At 34.5% G+C, this 17,197-nt stretch carries 21 protein-coding genes and 1 riboswitch; of the genes, 16 read left to right on the forward strand and 5 right to left on the reverse strand.

Going from position 1 to position 17,197, the window contains the following annotated elements:
• The first annotated feature begins 3 nt into the window (after nt 1-3).
• From DN393_RS09100 to DN393_RS09115, 4 genes are all read left to right on the forward strand, one after another.
• A complete protein-coding gene (locus DN393_RS09100) occupies nt 4-867 on the forward strand; it encodes a carbon-nitrogen family hydrolase (RefSeq protein ID WP_142315327.1) in 864 nt (287 codons plus the stop codon).
• A 71-nt stretch (nt 868-938) separates the two neighbouring features.
• A riboswitch (SAM riboswitch) is annotated at nt 939-1,081 on the forward strand.
• A gap of 91 nt (nt 1,082-1,172) precedes the next feature.
• Entirely contained in the window at nt 1,173-2,354 is a 1,182-nt protein-coding gene (gene mtnK / locus DN393_RS09105; RefSeq protein ID WP_000542694.1) for an S-methyl-5-thioribose kinase, read from the forward strand.
• Entirely contained in the window at nt 2,351-3,412 is a 1,062-nt protein-coding gene (mtnA, locus tag DN393_RS09110; RefSeq protein ID WP_000104620.1) for an S-methyl-5-thioribose-1-phosphate isomerase, read from the forward strand. Before mtnK ends, mtnA begins: the two co-directional genes overlap by 4 nt.
• Before the next feature lie 67 nt (nt 3,413-3,479).
• A complete protein-coding gene (locus DN393_RS09115) occupies nt 3,480-3,617 on the forward strand; it encodes a YvrJ family protein (protein ID WP_000393326.1) in 138 nt (45 codons plus the stop codon).
• A gap of 94 nt (nt 3,618-3,711) precedes the next feature.
• Here DN393_RS09115 and DN393_RS09120 read toward each other — a convergent pair whose 3' ends face one another.
• Nucleotides 3,712-4,488: a 3-hydroxybutyrate dehydrogenase gene (locus DN393_RS09120; protein ID WP_048562412.1), complete on the reverse strand. Its 777-nt coding sequence runs from the start codon at nt 4,486-4,488 to the stop codon at nt 3,712-3,714.
• A gap of 195 nt (nt 4,489-4,683) precedes the next feature.
• Here DN393_RS09120 and DN393_RS09125 point away from each other — a divergent pair, with 195 nt between their 5' ends.
• From DN393_RS09125 to DN393_RS09135, 3 genes are read left to right on the forward strand one after another with little or no spacing between them, the layout of a single operon-like run.
• Nucleotides 4,684-5,016 (forward strand): PadR family transcriptional regulator, encoded by a 333-nt coding sequence (locus tag DN393_RS09125; RefSeq protein ID WP_149173463.1) that lies wholly within the window; start codon nt 4,684-4,686, stop codon nt 5,014-5,016.
• Entirely contained in the window at nt 5,016-5,783 is a 768-nt protein-coding gene (locus DN393_RS09130) for a DUF1129 domain-containing protein (RefSeq protein ID WP_149173464.1), read from the forward strand. The genes DN393_RS09125 and DN393_RS09130 overlap by 1 nt, the downstream gene beginning before the upstream one ends.
• Before the next feature lie 13 nt (nt 5,784-5,796).
• Nucleotides 5,797-6,561 carry a DUF1129 domain-containing protein gene (locus tag DN393_RS09135; protein WP_149173465.1) on the forward strand — a complete coding sequence of 255 codons (765 nt, stop codon included), beginning with the start codon at nt 5,797-5,799 and terminating at the stop codon, nt 6,559-6,561.
• Nucleotides 6,562-6,721: 160 nt separating this feature from the next.
• Here the strand turns inward: DN393_RS09135 and DN393_RS09145 are convergent, their stop codons facing one another.
• Nucleotides 6,722-7,339 (reverse strand): hypothetical protein, encoded by a 618-nt coding sequence (locus DN393_RS09145; RefSeq protein WP_048562415.1) that lies wholly within the window; start codon nt 7,337-7,339, stop codon nt 6,722-6,724.
• A gap of 161 nt (nt 7,340-7,500) precedes the next feature.
• Here DN393_RS09145 and DN393_RS09150 point away from each other — a divergent pair, with 161 nt between their 5' ends.
• From DN393_RS09150 to DN393_RS09160, 3 genes are all read left to right on the forward strand, one after another.
• Nucleotides 7,501-7,794: a DUF3928 family protein gene (locus tag DN393_RS09150; RefSeq protein WP_000288329.1), complete on the forward strand. Its 294-nt coding sequence runs from the start codon at nt 7,501-7,503 to the stop codon at nt 7,792-7,794.
• Nucleotides 7,795-7,904: 110 nt separating this feature from the next.
• Nucleotides 7,905-8,354 carry an NUDIX hydrolase gene (locus DN393_RS09155; RefSeq protein WP_149173466.1) on the forward strand — a complete coding sequence of 150 codons (450 nt, stop codon included), beginning with the start codon at nt 7,905-7,907 and terminating at the stop codon, nt 8,352-8,354.
• Between the two features lie 139 nt (nt 8,355-8,493).
• On the forward strand, nt 8,494-9,669 hold the full coding sequence (locus DN393_RS09160; RefSeq protein ID WP_149173467.1) for an acetyl-CoA C-acetyltransferase: 1,176 nt from the start codon (nt 8,494-8,496) through the stop codon (nt 9,667-9,669).
• 31 nt (nt 9,670-9,700) lie between these two features.
• Here DN393_RS09160 and DN393_RS09165 read toward each other — a convergent pair whose 3' ends face one another.
• On the reverse strand, nt 9,701-10,426 hold the full coding sequence (locus tag DN393_RS09165; RefSeq protein WP_000567976.1) for an AAA family ATPase: 726 nt from the start codon (nt 10,424-10,426) through the stop codon (nt 9,701-9,703).
• 215 nt (nt 10,427-10,641) lie between these two features.
• Here DN393_RS09165 and DN393_RS09170 point away from each other — a divergent pair, with 215 nt between their 5' ends.
• Together DN393_RS09170 and DN393_RS09175 are read left to right on the forward strand one after the other, a co-directional pair.
• A complete protein-coding gene (locus DN393_RS09170; RefSeq protein ID WP_064474915.1) occupies nt 10,642-11,370 on the forward strand; it encodes a DUF4184 family protein in 729 nt (242 codons plus the stop codon).
• A gap of 36 nt (nt 11,371-11,406) precedes the next feature.
• On the forward strand, nt 11,407-12,171 hold the full coding sequence (locus tag DN393_RS09175) for a hypothetical protein (RefSeq protein ID WP_064474916.1): 765 nt from the start codon (nt 11,407-11,409) through the stop codon (nt 12,169-12,171).
• A gap of 45 nt (nt 12,172-12,216) precedes the next feature.
• Here DN393_RS09175 and DN393_RS09180 read toward each other — a convergent pair whose 3' ends face one another.
• Nucleotides 12,217-12,648 (reverse strand): DUF3997 domain-containing protein, encoded by a 432-nt coding sequence (locus DN393_RS09180; RefSeq protein WP_149173468.1) that lies wholly within the window; start codon nt 12,646-12,648, stop codon nt 12,217-12,219.
• A gap of 131 nt (nt 12,649-12,779) precedes the next feature.
• Between DN393_RS09180 and DN393_RS09185 the strand changes: the two genes are divergently transcribed.
• From DN393_RS09185 to DN393_RS09195, 3 genes are all read left to right on the forward strand, one after another.
• Nucleotides 12,780-13,235, forward strand: coding sequence for an RDD family protein (locus DN393_RS09185; protein ID WP_098092797.1), 456 nt, complete (start codon nt 12,780-12,782; stop codon nt 13,233-13,235).
• Nucleotides 13,236-13,416: 181 nt separating this feature from the next.
• On the forward strand, nt 13,417-13,515 hold the full coding sequence (locus DN393_RS09190; protein ID WP_000145657.1) for a hypothetical protein: 99 nt from the start codon (nt 13,417-13,419) through the stop codon (nt 13,513-13,515).
• A gap of 64 nt (nt 13,516-13,579) precedes the next feature.
• Nucleotides 13,580-14,089, forward strand: a complete 510-nt coding sequence (locus DN393_RS09195) for an SDR family NAD(P)-dependent oxidoreductase (protein WP_064474918.1) — start codon at nt 13,580-13,582, stop codon at nt 14,087-14,089.
• 66 nt (nt 14,090-14,155) lie between these two features.
• Here the strand turns inward: DN393_RS09195 and DN393_RS09200 are convergent, their stop codons facing one another.
• Complete coding sequence (locus tag DN393_RS09200; RefSeq protein ID WP_064474919.1) at nt 14,156-15,256, reverse strand: ABC transporter ATP-binding protein; 1,101 nt, start codon at nt 15,254-15,256, stop codon at nt 14,156-14,158.
• A 262-nt stretch (nt 15,257-15,518) separates the two neighbouring features.
• Between DN393_RS09200 and malL the strand changes: the two genes are divergently transcribed.
• On the forward strand, nt 15,519-17,195 hold the full coding sequence (gene malL / locus DN393_RS09205) for an oligo-1,6-glucosidase (RefSeq protein ID WP_064474920.1): 1,677 nt from the start codon (nt 15,519-15,521) through the stop codon (nt 17,193-17,195).
• Nucleotides 17,196-17,197 lie beyond the last annotated feature (2 nt).

The following is a 17,197-nucleotide window of genomic DNA, read 5'->3' on the forward strand; positions in this document are numbered from 1 at the left end:
CTTTTGAAAGTTGTTACAATTCTAGTGACAAATGATATAATCTTTCCAGTATTTTGTAAAGAAAAAATTAAGAATGGGGCTGACAAAATGAAAGTCGCATGTATTCAAATGGACATTGTCTTTGGAGATGTAGAAAAAAATATTGAGAATGCTAAAAATAAAATAAGCGAAGCGATGAAGGAAAGACCAGACGTTATTGTCTTACCAGAATTATGGACAACGGGATATGATTTAACGAGGCTTACTGAAATTGCAGATAGGGATGGATTGCAAACGAAAGAAAAGCTGAAAGAATGGTCGAAGCAATATGGTGTACATATTGTCGGTGGGTCTATAGCGAAGCAAACAGAGCAAGGTGTTACAAATACAATGTATGTGGTAAACAAGGAAGGAGAACTAGTCAATGAATATAGTAAAGTGCATTTATTTCAGCTTATGGATGAACATAAATATTTAATCGCTGGAAATAGTACAGGTGAATTTAAGTTAGATGATGTAGAGTGCGCCGGCACAATTTGTTATGACATTCGTTTTCCGGAGTGGATGCGCGTTCATACTGCGAAAGGTGCAAAAGTTTTATTTGTTGTAGCAGAATGGCCATTAGTTCGTTTAGCACATTGGCGTTTGCTATTGCAAGCAAGAGCAGTTGAAAATCAATGTTATGTTGTTGCATGTAATAGGGCAGGGAAGGATCCGAGTAATGAGTTTGCCGGTCATTCTCTAATTGTCGATCCTTGGGGCGAAGTTGTTGTAGAAGCGAATGAAGAAGAATCAAATTTATTTGGAGAGCTTCATTTTGAGAAAATTAAAGAAGTACGCAAAGGAATTCCAGTTTTTGCAGATCGTCGTCCAGAATTATACAAATAAAATGTTGACAAGTGATTTTTATTCTTGGTATAGTCTTCAACATAAAGTTAAAAATTCAAAAAATTATACAACTCTTATCAAGAGCAGGTGGAGGGATTTGGCCCGATGAAGCCCAGCAACCGACCGTAATACCATTGTGAAATGGGGCGTTTATTTACGCCAAAAGGCACGGTGCTAATTCCAGCAGAAAGTAAACCTTTCTGGCAGATAAGAGGGGAGAAGATAAACTTCAAACCTCTTTCTTTGTGGAAAGAGGTTTTTCTACGTCAGAAAAACCTCTGAATTTAAAAAAGGGGGAGAAGACGATGGGATATTATTCATTAACTGAAACGACAGCTATACAATATGCGAAAGAACACGGTTATTTTGAAAAGAAAGCAAATGTAGTTTGTCATGAAATTGGAGATGGAAATTTAAATTACGTGTTCAAATTAGATGATGGAGAGAAGTCTATTATAATAAAACAAGCACTGCCATATGCGAAAGTAGTTGGTGAGAGCTGGCCACTGTCTATAAAAAGAGCGACGATTGAAAGTAAAGCATTACAAATTTTTGCGAAGTATGTGCCGGAATATGTGCCGGTAGTGTACAGTCATGATGAAGAGTTAGCAGTAACGGTCATAGAAGACTTATCAAGGCTAACAATTACAAGAAAAGGATTAATAGATGGAGAGGAGTACCCACTTTTATCCCAACATATTGGTCGCTTTCTAGCACATGTTTTGTTTTATACTTCAGATTTCGGTTTACAATCAGAAGAGAAAAGAGTGTTAGATAGTGAATTTGTTAATCCAGATCTTAGTAAAATTACGGAAGATTTAGTGTTTACAGATCCGTTTAGTCATTATGATACGAATGATTATGAACCAGAGTTACAACTAGCGGTGGATGAACTGTGGAGTGACAAAAATTTAAAATTAAAAGTAGCACAGTATAAATATAAGTTCTTAACAAGAAAAGAAGCGCTTATTCATGGTGATTTACATACTGGTAGTATTTTTTCATCACCTGCTGAAACGAAAGTAATTGATCCAGAATTTGCAACATACGGTCCATTTGGATTTGACCTTGGTCAATTTATTGCAAATTTATTATTAAATGCACTATCCCGTGAAGAGGAAAAAAGAAGTGTGCTATTTTTCCATATTGAGAAAACATGGAGTTATTTTGTAGAAGCTTTTACGAAATTATGGATTGGAGAAGGCGTAGAAGCATATACGAAAGAGAAACAATGGTTGCCAATTATTTTGCAAAATATTTTTACGGATGCCGTTGGATTTGCTGGATGTGAGCTTATACGTAGAACAATTGGTTTAGCACATGTAGCTGATTTAGATGAAATAGCAAATAAAGAAACGAGAATCCAAGCTAAAAAACAAGCGCTATCCTTAGGTAAAGAACTAATAAAATATGAATCTAAGAGCGCTGACATTCAACTGTTCCGAACGTTATTTCAACAGACAGTTTCTGGAGGGGTAAAAGCATGAGTACAATTGTTACTGTTCCGAGGTCTGTCAGTTGGAAAGGTGATGCCATTGCAGTATTAAATCAAACAAAGTTGCCGCATAGTACAGAATACAAAACATTAACGACGATTGAAGAGGTATGGAAAAGTATTGTCATGCTAGAAGTACGAGGAGCACCTGCAATTGGAATTGTAGCTGCATTTGGTTTGGCGCTTGCATCAAAAAAATATAATACTGTACATATGGAAGAATTTCAAAAGAAGTTTAATAGAGATTGTAATTATTTAGGAACGTCACGCCCGACAGCAGTCAATTTATTTTGGGCAATCGATCGTATGAGAGAATCCATTCGAGAAATTACTAAAATAAAAGAAGCACAAAAAATATTAGAAGAAGAAGCACTTCTCATTCAGCAAGAAGATGAAGCGGTATGCCGGAGTATTGGAGAACATGCATTAACATGCTTTAAAGACGGTGATAACATTTTAACAATTTGTAACGCTGGAAGTATTGCAACTGCTAGATATGGTACTGCATTAGCACCGTTTTATATTGGGAAAGAAAAAGGTGTACGTTTACATGCGTATGCATGTGAAACGAGACCGGTTTTACAAGGCGGGCGTTTAACGACATGGGAATTAAAACAGGCAAATATTGATGTAACACTTATTACAGATAATACGGCAGCGCATGCTATTCAAACGAAAGAAATAAACGCAATTATTGTAGGAGCGGACCGAATTGTCGCAAATGGAGATACAGCAAATAAAATCGGAACAATGAATTTAGCTATATTAGCAAAGTATTTCGATATTCCATTTTACGTTGCAGCTCCGTTATCTACGTTTGATATTACGAAACAAATAGGTACAGAAATTGTTATTGAAGAAAGAGATGAAACCGAAGTTACGAAAATTTTTGAAAAACAAGTGGCGCCAATTGGAACTGATGTTTATAATCCTGCATTTGACGTAACACCGAATGAATTAATTACAGGTATTATTACTGAAAAAGGCATCATACATGGAGATTATAAACGGGAAATTGCATCATTATTTGAAAGACAAGCTAATACATAATAGCTTGTTTTTTTATGCCTAAATGTATTTCGTACTCTTATTTATATAATGAAAGGGGGAGAGAAAGATGGAAGAGTGGATCAAGATGATAGGTAATGTAGGGTTTCCGATTGTTGTAACATTATATTTACTCCATCGTATTGAAAGTAAATTAGATGGGGTAATTGTTGCAATCGAGAAACTCCCTAAACAATTACTAAAGTAGGAAGGTCCTCGCGATAGAAAGTAAAATAAAGTTTGCTCTTCGTGAGCAAACTTTATTTTTTACCCCGCATTAATGGGAAGTAAAAGCCTTCACTTTATTGAGCAGTATAACCACCATCGATAACAACGGCTTGTCCAGTTATACCTCTTGCTTTTTCACTCGCTAAAAACATAGCATAATCAGCGATTTCTTGTACTTGCAATAAGCGTTTTTGTGGTACAAGTGGATAAATAACATCTTCTAAAACATTTTCAAGTGGTACATTTCGTGTAGTAGCTAAATCTTGTAGTTGATTACGTACAAGAGGGGTATCGACATAACCAGGACAAAGCGCATTAACGGTAATTCCGTGAGTAGCGCCTTCTAAAGCGGCAACTTTTGTTAATCCGATTACGCCATGCTTCGCGCTATTGTAGGCGGATTTTCCCGCAAATCCAACGAGGCCATTAATGGAGGCTACATTAATAATTCGGCCATACTTTTGTTTTTTCATGATTGGGAAGGCATGCTTAATTGCGATAAAAGGAGCGATTTGCATAATTTTAATAAGCAGTTCGAACTTTTCGGTTGGAAAATCTTCAATTGGTGAAACGTGCTGCATTCCTGCGTTGTTAATTAATATATGTAATGAACCGAAATGCGTAACGGTTTGAGAAATTGCAGCGGTAATTTCTTCTTCAGATGTAACATCACATTTTAAACCGATAGCTTGATAGCCTTCTTTTTGTAATTGTTCAGCAGCTTCTTTTGCACGTTCTTCAAGACGGTCGGTAATAACAACTTTTGCACCTTCTTTTGCAAAAGCGTTTCCCATTTCATAACCAATGCCACTTGCAGCGCCTGTTAAAAAAACAACTCGATTTGTAACCATGATGAAAAACATCCCTTCGTCATAAAGTTCTCATATTGCTCTATTTAGAGAGTGGATAATGAAAATCCTGCAAAGATTTGGAAAAATATCGTTAGCTATCTTGTTTTGCAAAATAGTCTCTGCTATACTATTTTGTAAAGCAAGATACTTACGCTTATCTATCTTGTAAAACAAGATAGTGGGAGGATTTGAATTATGTCGACAAGTCAAATGCTGAAAGGGATTTTAGAAGGATGCTTACTTGCTATTATTTCTGAAGGTGAAATATACGGTTATGAAATGAGTGAAAAGCTAGCGAAGTATGGCTTTACAATGGCGAGTGAGGGAAGTATTTATCCGTTATTAATACGAATGCAAAAGGAAGGATTAATAACAAGTGTAATGAAGGAATCTTCATCTGGCCCAAAGCGAAAATATTATACATTAACAGAAAAAGGCGAGGAAGCACTTAATGAATTTATGGATCGCTGGGAAGCGATACAAAGTAGTGTAGAGCGTCTACTTGAAGGGAAGGGGAGAAAAAAATAATGATATCCAGTGAAGCACGAAAGTTTTTATTAGATATGAGATTATTTTTAGTGGCAAAGGGTGTGAAAGAAAGCGATATTGAAAATTTTATAGAAGATGCAGAACTCCATTTAATTGAGGGTGAGAGTGATGGGAAAAGTGTAGAAGATATTTTCGGAAGCTCACCGAAAGAATATGCAAATGAACTTGTAAAAGTAATGGAAAAGGATAGACAGGAAACGTGGAAGCAAATTGGTTTTACAGTAATGAATATCGTATCGTTTTGGATTATTGCTTCTATCTTAATAGTGAATAACGGAATGTTACAGATTTCACTTATTCAGTGCATTGGCTATAGCTTTACATTGATCGTAGCTGTAATGGGTCCTAATTTTCTACTTCGTAAAATGACCTTCGTAACAAGCTTTACAAAAACATGGTTTTCTATGTGGTTTTTAGTCATGATTGCGCCAATGTTTCTAATAGGAGTTGTTACGATATTAGATGTAATATATCCTACAAAAATGCTCACATTCACCGAAATGCAAAGTTATATATTAGCTGGAGGTATTTTTATTATCACAATAGGGATAAATATGTATTTTGAAGGATGGTTTAAAAACTTATATTTAATCATTCCGCTTTCAATTATGTTAGTGTTTAAAACATTTACATCAGAAGATCTCGTACCAATGTTATTTCAAATTATATGTTTATACGGAAGTTTATTTATTTTAATTTTCCTTGAAATTATGATGAAGACGAATAGAAAAGAAACGGTTAAATAAGGGAGAGGTTATCATGCAAATTTCTAAAGAAGGAGAAAAGTTTTTAATCGATACAAAAGTGTATTTAATAACAAAAGGAATGAAAGAAGAAGATGTGGACGCTTTTATAGAAGATGCAGAACTTCATTTAATAGAAGGTGAGAAAGAGGGAAAGACGGTAAGCGATATATTCGGTGATTCACCAAAAGAATATGCGGAAGAATTAGCGAAAGAAATGGATAAGGATAAAGGCGGGAGTATAAAGAGTATTCTTGCCATGATAATTGGTATTGGCGGGTATTGGATATTAACTCATATTTTATTTAATAATCCGAATCAGCAATTTATACTAACGAATATACAGTTAATTGGCTATCCTATCGTCTTAATCATTACGATTATTGGAACCATTGTTGCGTTTAGAATGTCTTCTTTTAAAAATAAATTTGTAGAGTTCGGGATTATTTACATAATAGTAATGGTTCCCATTTTATTATTAGTATTATTGATGTTTATTGATAAATGGTACGGGACACCTATTTTGCAATTGTCGACAATGCAAACATATATATTAGCAGCAAGTATCTTTTTATTGCTTTTCGTTGGAGAAGTGTATGTTCTTGGTTGGATGGGTGTTTTGGTGCTACTTGTTCCTTTAGCGATTATGTTTATATTTAAAGGATTAGAAGAAAAAAATGTATTTTGGGGAATTGCAAAGATATTACTTATGTATGGAAGTATATATGGATTAATGAGATGGTCTTTAAAAATTGAAGAGAGAAAAAGTATAAACGAGTAGTTCAAAAAAAGTGGCTGCTCTGGATATACAATAAATTATTTCCAAAGAAATACTATATTTTGATTTTAAGAGAGATTACGCTTAGATGTATAGTGTATCCTTTGGCAGCCGAGAATTGGTTTGTTGATTAAATAAGTTGTTTTAAACAGTAACATGACAGTTACTGTTTTTTTCTTTGTAATAAAGAGCTTTGTAAAGAGAGCTCTTTTTGTTCGTTTGTTAATAAGGAATGAATATGGACGTTTTCAGGACGAGGTACGATAGGGTACATAAGATTTGTTGGAGAAGGATGGTGCTCCGAGCCAGTTGGGGAATGAGGATCTGCGTGAGTAAGTTTTCCGTGAATACGTCTTGTAAATAAAATATGACCGACTTCGTGAGCGAGCGTGTATATATTTTTCATGGGGGCAGCCGAGTTTGTTAAAACGATATAACCAGTAAGTTGCTGTTGTTTTGCTAAAGAGTAAGCGCAGGCAATTACGGCTGTTTCTTTGAAATAATCACTGCCAATATAACAAATGTAAAGGTCGCATTCAGGAGCTTCATTTACACACGTTTGGAAAAAGGATGCTAATTTTTCCTGACTTTGAATAGAATTTTTATAACTAATTTCACGGTCAGAAAAACGAAAAAGTTCATTTAAAATAATTACGTCTTTAATTTGAAATGTAATGGGGTGCCAAATTGATTCTGCAACTGCTAAATCTTTTGCGATACGGTCATCAGAAATATTGGCGCCTGGAGTAATGCAAATACATATATTGACGTATGGATCCATAAGGAACACCTCAACTGAAAAAAATTCTTCCTATAATATATGTTGGGAAAAGACCCTATGTATGGATAAACGCCTTGTTTATTACAAGTCGAAAAAATTTCATAGTTCTATAACGTAGTGTGATCATCTTTTTGATATAGTAAAGGAAAGGGGGAGAATATATGTATACATTAAAAATCGTTTCAGACAGAGAAGCTCTTTATCAATTTGCAAGTTATGTAAGAGTTGTGCAAGGGGTGGAAGATGTATATGTAGAGGTGGGAGAACCTTTATATGAACATCCATTAATGAAGTTTTATGTACATATTAAGCTGGGGGAAACATATGAGCAACATAAAGCGTTACAAGAAATAGCAAGATTAGTAGAATTAGGGCGTTTTACATACGTTCATTATCGTAATGATGAAATTGAAGAAGCTTTTGAAGCTGTAAAATATGAAAGTTTTAAGAAATAAAAATGGAAAAAAGGAAGCGAAAGCTTCCTTTTTTTTCTTGGAAATTACATCAACAAAAGGAGAAAAATTTTGTTATGATAAGGGAGGGTGAGGAAAGGAGAATTTACATAATGGGGTATATTGAAGATTTACGCAAAGTTGTTGGGACAAGACCACTTATTCTCGTTGGATCAGCAATAATTATACTAAATGATAATCAAGAAGTATTGCTTCAATATCGTTCAGATACATATGATTGGGGTGTACCTGGCGGCGCGATGGAACTAGGAGAAACGACGGAAGAAACTGCTCGCCGAGAATTATTAGAGGAGACGGGATTAACTGCAAAAATAATGCAATTTCTAGGTGTCTTATCAGGAAAGGAAGTATATTTCCGTTATCCTAATGGGGATGAAATTTTTAATGTTATTCATCTGTATCAGGGGCATCATGTGAGTGGAGAATTAAGGCTTGATCATGAGGGATTGAAGCTTCAATATTTTCCGGTAGATAAGTTACCAAAATTGAATGAAACGACAGAGAAAATTTTACAAAAATTTTTATATGCATTAACAGAATAGAAGGTTAATTCCTTCTATTTTTATTATATTAAATATTTTGATTTTTTAGTATGTTTATAGTATGATAGATGTAGACATACATCTTATGGAATTTCACCTAAAAACTGACTAGGGTACATAAGAGAGGGGCAAGTGCAAAATGCATAATGTTGTTATTACAGCTGCAGTTCGTTCGCCAATTGGAACTTTTGGAGGAGCGCTAAAAAATGTAACGCCAGTAGAATTAGCGGTTCCTGTACTTCAGGAAGCTGTAAAACGAGGCGGGGTAGAACCACACGAAGTTGATGAAGTAATTTTAGGTCATTGTATTCAAAGAACTGATGAAGCAAATACTGCAAGAACAGCTGCATTAGCGGCAGGATTTCCTGACACAGTTACGGGTTATACAATCCAACGCCAATGTTCTTCAGGTATGCAAGCAATTATGTCAGCTGCAATGCAAATTCAATTAGGTGTAAGTGATGTTGTTATTGCAGGTGGAGTAGAAGCGATGAGTTCGAGCCCTTATGCATTAAAACAGCACCGCTGGGGACAACGTCTACAGCACGGAGAAATTCGTGATACGGTGTGGGAAGTACTAGAAGATCCGATTCACCATATTATGATGGGTGAAACGGCTGAAAATTTAGTTGACCAATATGAAATTACAAGAGAGGAACAAGATGAAGTTGCGCTTCGTAGTCATACATTGGCACTACAAGCAATCGAGTCTGGATATTTTGACGAGCAAATTGTTCCTATTACGATAAAAGAACGTAGAAAAGAAATAGTATTTTTGAAGGATGAACATCCACGCGCAGATATTACAGCGGAAAAATTAGCAGGATTAAAACCAGCTTTCCGTAAAGATGGATCTGTAACGGCAGGGAATGCATCTGGCCTTAATGATGGAAGTGCGGTTCTAGTATTAATGAGCGAAGAAAAAGCGAAAGAAAAAGGCTTACAACCGTTAGCTAGAATTGTTGGATATTCAGTAGCTGGAGTAGATCCGAAAATTATGGGTATTGGACCAGCACCAGCAATTCGTAAAGGATTAGAAAAAGTAGATTGGTCATTAGAAGATGCTGATTTACTGGAAATTAATGAAGCTTTCGCGGCTCAATACCTAGCTGTAGAGAAAGAATTAGGTTTAGACCGTGAAAAAGTGAATGTAAACGGTAGCGGTGTAGGACTTGGACATCCAATTGGTTGTACAGGAGCTCGTATTACTGTAAGTTTAATTCATGAATTGAAGAGACGCGGTTTAGAAAAAGGAATTGCCTCTCTATGCGTCGGTGGCGGTATTGGGGTCGCATTATTTATAGAAGCACTATAAAAAAGAAGCAGCAATCGCTGCTTCTTTTTTATTAAGAATCAAATAAATGATGAAATAATCGATCACGATTTTCAAAGAAAAGTTTTGTCGTTTGGTAATGCTCGGTTTCTTCTAATGTGGATTCATGAATCCCTTCTTGTGTTAAAGAATATATAGTGGATTCAGGATAAGCCATTAAAATAGGAGAGTGCGTCGCGATAACAAATTGTGAACCTTGTTCCGCTAGTTCGTGCATTCGAATAAGCATGGAAAGTTGCCTCATTGGTGATAGAGCGGCCTCAGGCTCATCTAAAATGTATAAACCTTGTCCTGAAAAACGATTCATAAATAAGGAGAAAAATGATTCACCATGGGATTGCTCATGAAGTGAAACACCTCCATAAGATTTTATAGCATCTATTTCATCAATATAAGAAGCAACATTATAAAATGATTCAGCGCGAAGAAAGAAACCATCGTTTGGTGTATTGAAACTTTTCGAAATTCGAAGGTATTCATGTAAAGATGAATGTGAATCGTTTGTGCTAAAGCGGAAATTCTTCGTTCCACCTTCTGCATTAAATCCTAAAGCGATTGCAATTGCTTCGAGTAATGTTGATTTTCCCGTTCCGTTTTCTCCAATAATGAATGTTACATTTGGGTGGAAGGCAAGTGATTGTAAAGTTCGGATAGCGGGTAGACAGTAAGGATATGCGGAAAAACTAGGGATATTTTCTTTTTTTAATGTGACATTTTTTAAAAAGGGTACATCAATCAATATATAAACCTCAATTCATAACGGATTTTGATTGTAACAAAACAGTAAATACAAGTGTTAATGACACGTGAACCTCTCCTTATTTTCTGAATATTTTATGTGGATTATAACATGTAAACTATCATATTCCAATGTGAAAATAAATATTGCATCAAGATCAATTCTCTCGTTATGATAGATGGTATTCTATTGAAGATATGAAAAGGAGTTCAAACATGCCGTTTACATTTGCGCATCCAGCAGCAGTCCTTCCTTTTGTGAAAAAGCAGTCCAAATATATTTCAGTAACGGCTCTTATATTAGGGAGTATGGCGCCTGATTTTGAATATTTTTTACACTTTAGACCGTATGGTGTCATTGGCCATACATGGCTTGGGTTCTTATATTTAAATTTACCGCTTGTATTTCTACTCGCATACATATATCATCACATTTTAAAAAAGCCGTTTATAACACATTTACCTAAACCATTTGCTGGCTACTATACATATGTAGTAGATGAGAGGTGGGGGCTTCATACATGGAAGGATTTCTTTGTATTTTGCTATTCTGCTTTATTCGGTATGCTCACGCATGTCGTTTGGGATGCGTTTACTCATAAGACAGGCTACTTCGTTATGGAAATACCATTGTTACAAAGGGAATTACATAGTATCCCGGTGTATAAATATATGCAACACGGGAGTACATGTGTTGGTTTCTTATTACTATTATACGTATTATGGAAGTATAAAGATGAAACAGGGAAAGATATTATGATAGCTTCAGAAAAAAGGAAGTATTGGGTTTCGGCAATCATCGTGGCAGCTCTAGTATTTATCGTTCACGCGTTTGTAAATCCCTATTTTCATATTTTCCAAATAGGGGGTATAATAGTATCTGGACTGACAAGTTCGTTTTGTGGGCTTCTCATTGTTTCTATAGTCTACAAAGCAAAGGACTAATTTATATTAATGAATGATAGTGTTAGGAGAAATTATATGATGAAAGCATGGAAAAATATTTTTGTTTTATGTAGTTTTCTTCTTATGTTAAGTGGTTGCTTCCATCAAGAAGAAAAGAAAGTTGAACCGAAGAAGAAAGAATCTATTCCTGAAACAAAAGAATATGGTGGGCGTGAGCTGAAAAAAGTAGGACAAAAAGTGAAAGAAACAGGGTGGGGTACTTTTAAGTTAGAACAGATTCAATCTGTAAATCAAACATTTGAAGTAGCACCAATGAAAATTCACATACAAGATGTAAAAGTAATCTCTTTATCGCAGATGAGTAAAGATGCAAAAAATACATTAAAAGTATTTACGGCATTAACTCCTGAAGAAGTAAAGCGTAGATTAGGAGATAAAGTAAGCCAAGAAGATGCGGAGTTATATGCATCGATAAGTGGTACAGAGATTAGTGATACGATTCGTTACCTTGAAATTACATATAAGGTGGAAAATAGCGGAAATAAAAATATGCAATTTTTCTCTATGAATGATGTTACGATTAATGATAAGCAACATTTTAAAGTAGCAACTCAAAACTTTTTATATGATGAAGATACGCTCGTTGGTACAAAAAATGTATCAAGGGAAGACTATAAGCCTGGTGAAACAAGAGATGGTATTATCGGCTTAATACTTGATGATGGAAAAGAAAAGGTAAAGGATATTAAGTTTACAACAGATAATGTAGTCGCAGCAGATACAGAAACGCAAGATGTTGTAAAAGAGGCACAAACTTTTAATATCTCACTTTCTGAGTAAGGTGTTTTAAAAATATGTAAGAAAAAACAGTCAGCGCTTAAACTATTATGCTGACTGTTTTTTCTGTTCTTTTATGTATGAATCTACACTTTGAAAAGGTACCTTAATTTTAAACGCATCTTTTTGTTCATTAAATTGCTTTTCATTATAAGGGCCAAAACGTTTATTATGCTTTACGTCAATAATCCAATAATGCTCACTTTTTTTATTTGCAATTGCTCCGTCAGGGTTATTCGGATCTGATTTTTCCTCAATTTGTTTTGCAATAATGTATTTATCATCCCAAGCTATGTCTGCAATTTTTGCAGGAATGTATTGTGTGGCATATACAGCATCTTGTGCTGGGAAAAGTTCAAATGCATTTCCAGAAGTACGTATGAGTTCGTATTCATCGTTAATCGTATAAGTTATATGATTTGTATTTCCAGCACAACCGGCTAATAGGAATGCGACGAATAGGATTATCCATTTTTTCAATATGGGAACCTCCTTTACAATGCTGTTGTAACACATTGTACAAGAAAAGTAAGAGAAACGCTAGTTTACAATGTTTTTTAGAAGTGGTACGATGAGACGGGTAAAGAAGGATATGAAGGAGTCGACATAAAATGAAGTTAAAGATGCATCGTCCAGCGCTTGTAATGAATCGCATAGGTGCTTCCCTAATTGACATGTTTTTAATCTCGGTTATGTATGGTGCAGTAGTAGCTATTATGACCGGAAATTATAGTGCTATTTTTAATCGCTTTAATATTAGTTTTGGTGATTATAGATATGATCTCGCAGTAGTTTTTATATTAATGGCGATATATTTTATTTTGGTACCCTTTATTTGGAACGGTGTTACACTTGGTAAAAAGGTAACGAGAATAAAATTAATTTCATTGAAGAGTGAAAAGTTAACATTACAAACATTAATTATAAGGTTTTTTGTATTGTTATTACCGAACATAGTGCTACTTGGAATTCCGATATTATGTAACGTATATATGATGTTATTCCGCAAAGATAATTGTGGTTTTCAAGATTTAATTACAAAAACAAAAGTGATAAGTCTTGTATAATAAAACAGAGACCTTTTTATACATAAAATAAGAAGGTCTTTTTTTATTATATAAATATATTTTAAAGGATATATAATAAGAAAAAGTTAATCCATATCATTTTTGATTTTAATAGATTGAAAATTAAGAAAATGTTATAATAATTAAAATAATATCTTTATATAATAAGGGGGAAATTGAAATGACTGGGGGTAGCGTAATCTTTTGGGGGATTTTAATTTTCATCGGTTTAGTTTTCGATCAGCGTAATAGTAAGAAAAAAGAAGGAGTAAAAAAGTAATCGCTTACAAATTAATAAGTAACTTTTCTTGCTTGCAGACTAATCTCATAAAGGAGTATACTGAATGACGGTAAGACTTATAGAAGGGGTAATGAAAATGAAGCTTGCAGGAAAAGTTGCTATCGTAACTGGCGGTGGCATCGGTATTGGACGTAATACAGCTCTTTTGTTGGCTAAACAAGGCGCAAAAGTAATTGTGACGGACATTGATCAAGAAAGTGGACAAGCAACAGTGGAGGAAATTACGAATCTAGGCGGAGAAGCACTTTTTGTAACCTATGATATGGGAAAGCAAGGAGATTGGCAACGCGTTATCAGTATTACTTTGAATGCATTTAGTCGCATTGATATGCTTTTTCAAAATGCTGGTTTATATAAAATAGATTCTATTTTTTCTCGCCAACAAGAGAACGATTCCAATGTACTTTGTATTAATGACGTTTGGATAGAGATAAAACAATTAACGTCATCTTTTATGAAACAGCAAGAAGAAGTGGTGCTGAGTGACTTACCGATTTTCGGTATTATTGGCACGAAAGGACAATCATTTCATACAGTAGAAGCCCTCGTATAATAATGAAAACCGCCCTCAAAGTATGTGGACGGTTTTTTTGTATGTTATACAGGGAGAAATTATTTTTTAACGAATACGTTGTTCAGTTTGACTATCAAAGAAATGCGCTTTATTCATATCAAATGCTAGTTTAATTTGATCTCCAGGTGAAAATGTATGTCTTGCATCAACACGTGCTGCAAAATCTTGATCTCCAAGTTTCATATATAAAATAGATTCAGCACCTAGTAACTCAGCAACTTCGATTTTTGTTGTGAAGGCAGTAGATTGTGAAGCTTCTAAAAATAATAGTTCATCATGAATGTCTTCAGGGCGAATGCCTAAAACAATTTCCTTATTTACATAGCCTTGTTCACGTAACATCTTCATTTTTCCTTCAGTTACTTTAACTTTTAATGAATTATCTATAACGAAATCGGTTTCAGTTAATTTACCACGGAAGAAATTCATTGCTGGTGAGCCAATAAATCCACCAACGAAAATATTTTCAGGTGTTTCATATACTTCTTTTGGAGTTCCGATTTGTTGAATCTTTCCGTCTTTCATAACAACGAGACGTGAAGCCATTGTCATTGCTTCTGTTTGATCATGTGTTACGTAAATTGTTGTCGTTCCAAGACGGTGATGTAATTTAGAAATTTCTGAGCGCATTGCAACACGTAATTTAGCGTCTAAGTTGGATAAAGGCTCATCCATTAAGAAAACTTTCGCGTCTCGAACAATTGCTCTACCTAACGCAACACGTTGACGTTGTCCACCAGATAACGCTTTCGGTTTTCTATCTAAATATTGTTCCAGTCCTAAAATTTTTGCTGCATTTTTCACACGACGATCGATTTCATCTTTTGGTATTTTTCTAAGTTTTAATCCAAATGCCATATTATCATACACACTCATATGTGGATATAAAGCATAGTTTTGGAAGACCATTGCGATATCGCGATCTTTTGGAGGGACATCATTCATTAGCTTACCATCAATTGAAAACTCTCCTTTTGAAATATCTTCCAGCCCAGCCACCATTCGTAATGTTGTAGATTTTCCGCATCCAGAAGGACCGACAAATACGATAAACTCTTTATCTTGAATGTGTAAATTAAAATCTGTTACAGCTGTTACGTTATTATCATATATTTTATAAATGTTTTCTAATTTCAATTCTGCCATGGTATTGCCCCCTAGAAAAATTATGCAAACGTTTTCTTTGAGTTTATTATAAACTAATAGATTCAAAAAATAAACAAAAAAATAAAACGTTTTCATTTATTAGAAGAATAGTAGTAATTTTCGTATGTTTTCTTAGAAAAATAAGAATAAAAAGTTGTAAGCGCTATTTTAAATTAAGATAGAATCTGTTATCATTCATTAATGAAAACGTTTGCGCCTTAAAAAAGAGAAAATCGAATTATTAATGAAATGGGGTAGCATAATGGAAAAACAGTGGTGGAAAGAAAGTGTAGTATATCAAATTTATCCTCGTAGCTTTATGGATAGTAACGGTGATGGTATTGGGGATCTTCGTGGAATTATTTCAAAGCTAGATTACTTAAAAGAATTAGGGATTGATGTCATTTGGTTATCTCCGGTCTATGAATCTCCAAATGATGATAATGGTTATGATATAAGTGATTATTGTAAAATTATGAATGAGTTCGGAACAATGGAAGATTGGGATGAGCTATTACATGAAATGCATGAACGTAATATGAAACTTATGATGGACTTAGTTGTTAACCATACTTCTGATGAACATAATTGGTTTATTGAATCACGTAAATCAAAAGATAATAAATATAGAGATTACTATATATGGCGTCCTGGAAAAGAAGGGAAAGAGCCGAACAACTGGGGAGCAGCTTTTAGTGGATCTGCATGGAAGTATGATGAAATGACAGATGAATATTATTTACATTTGTTTTCTAAAAAACAGCCGGATTTAAATTGGGATAATGAAAAGGTAAGACAAGATGTTTATGAAATGATGAAGTTTTGGTTAGAAAAAGGAATTGATGGCTTCCGTATGGATGTTATTAATTTTATTTCTAAAGAAGAGGGATTACCAGCTGTTGAAACGGAAGAAGAGGGGTATGTTTCAGGTCATAAGCATTTTATGAACGGTCCAAACATTCATAAATATTTACATGAAATGAATGAAGAAGTATTGTCTCATTATGATATTATGACGGTTGGTGAAATGCCTGGTGTAACGACAGAAGAAGCGAAAATGTATACTGGAGAAGAACGAAAAGAACTGCAGATGGTATTCCAATTTGAACATATGGATTTAGATTCGGGAGAAGGCGGAAAATGGGATGTAAAACCATGTTCACTCCTTACTTTAAAAGAGAATTTAACGAAGTGGCAAAAAGCATTAGAGCATACAGGGTGGAATAGCCTGTATTGGAATAACCATGATCAGCCACGCGTTGTATCTCGTTTTGGTAATGATGGAATGTATCGCATTAAATCTGCGAAAATGTTAGCGACGGTGCTTCATATGATGAAAGGAACACCATATATTTATCAAGGAGAAGAAATCGGAATGACGAACGTTCGATTTGAATCGATTGATGAATATCGAGATATTGAAACATTAAATATGTATAAGGAAAAAGTGATAGAGCACGGTGAAGATATAGATAAAGTGATGCAGTCTATTTATATAAAAGGGCGAGATAATGCTAGAACACCGATGCAGTGGGATGATAAAGATCATGCCGGATTCACAACAGGTGAGCCTTGGATTACGGTAAACCCTAACTACAAAGAAATCAATGTGAAACAAGCGATCCAAAATAAAGATTCAATTTTTTATTACTATAAAAAATTAATTGACCTACGCAAAAATAATGAAATAGTTGTGTACGGATCATATGATTTAATATTAGATAATAATCCTTCTATTTTTGCATACGTAAGAACATATGAAGAAGAAAAACTTCTTGTTATTGCAAACTTTACGGCGGAAGAAAGTGTATTTGAATTGCCTGAGGACGTTATTTATAGTGAATCAGAGTTATTCATACACAATTACGACGTAGAGAGTGGATCGATAGATAACATGACATTACGTCCATATGAAGCGATGGTATTTAAATTAAAATAAAA

It is taken from the genome of Bacillus sp. BPN334 (genome assembly GCF_008368885.1).
GTDB classification, from domain to species: domain Bacteria; phylum Bacillota; class Bacilli; order Bacillales; family Bacillaceae_G; genus Bacillus_A; species Bacillus_A wiedmannii.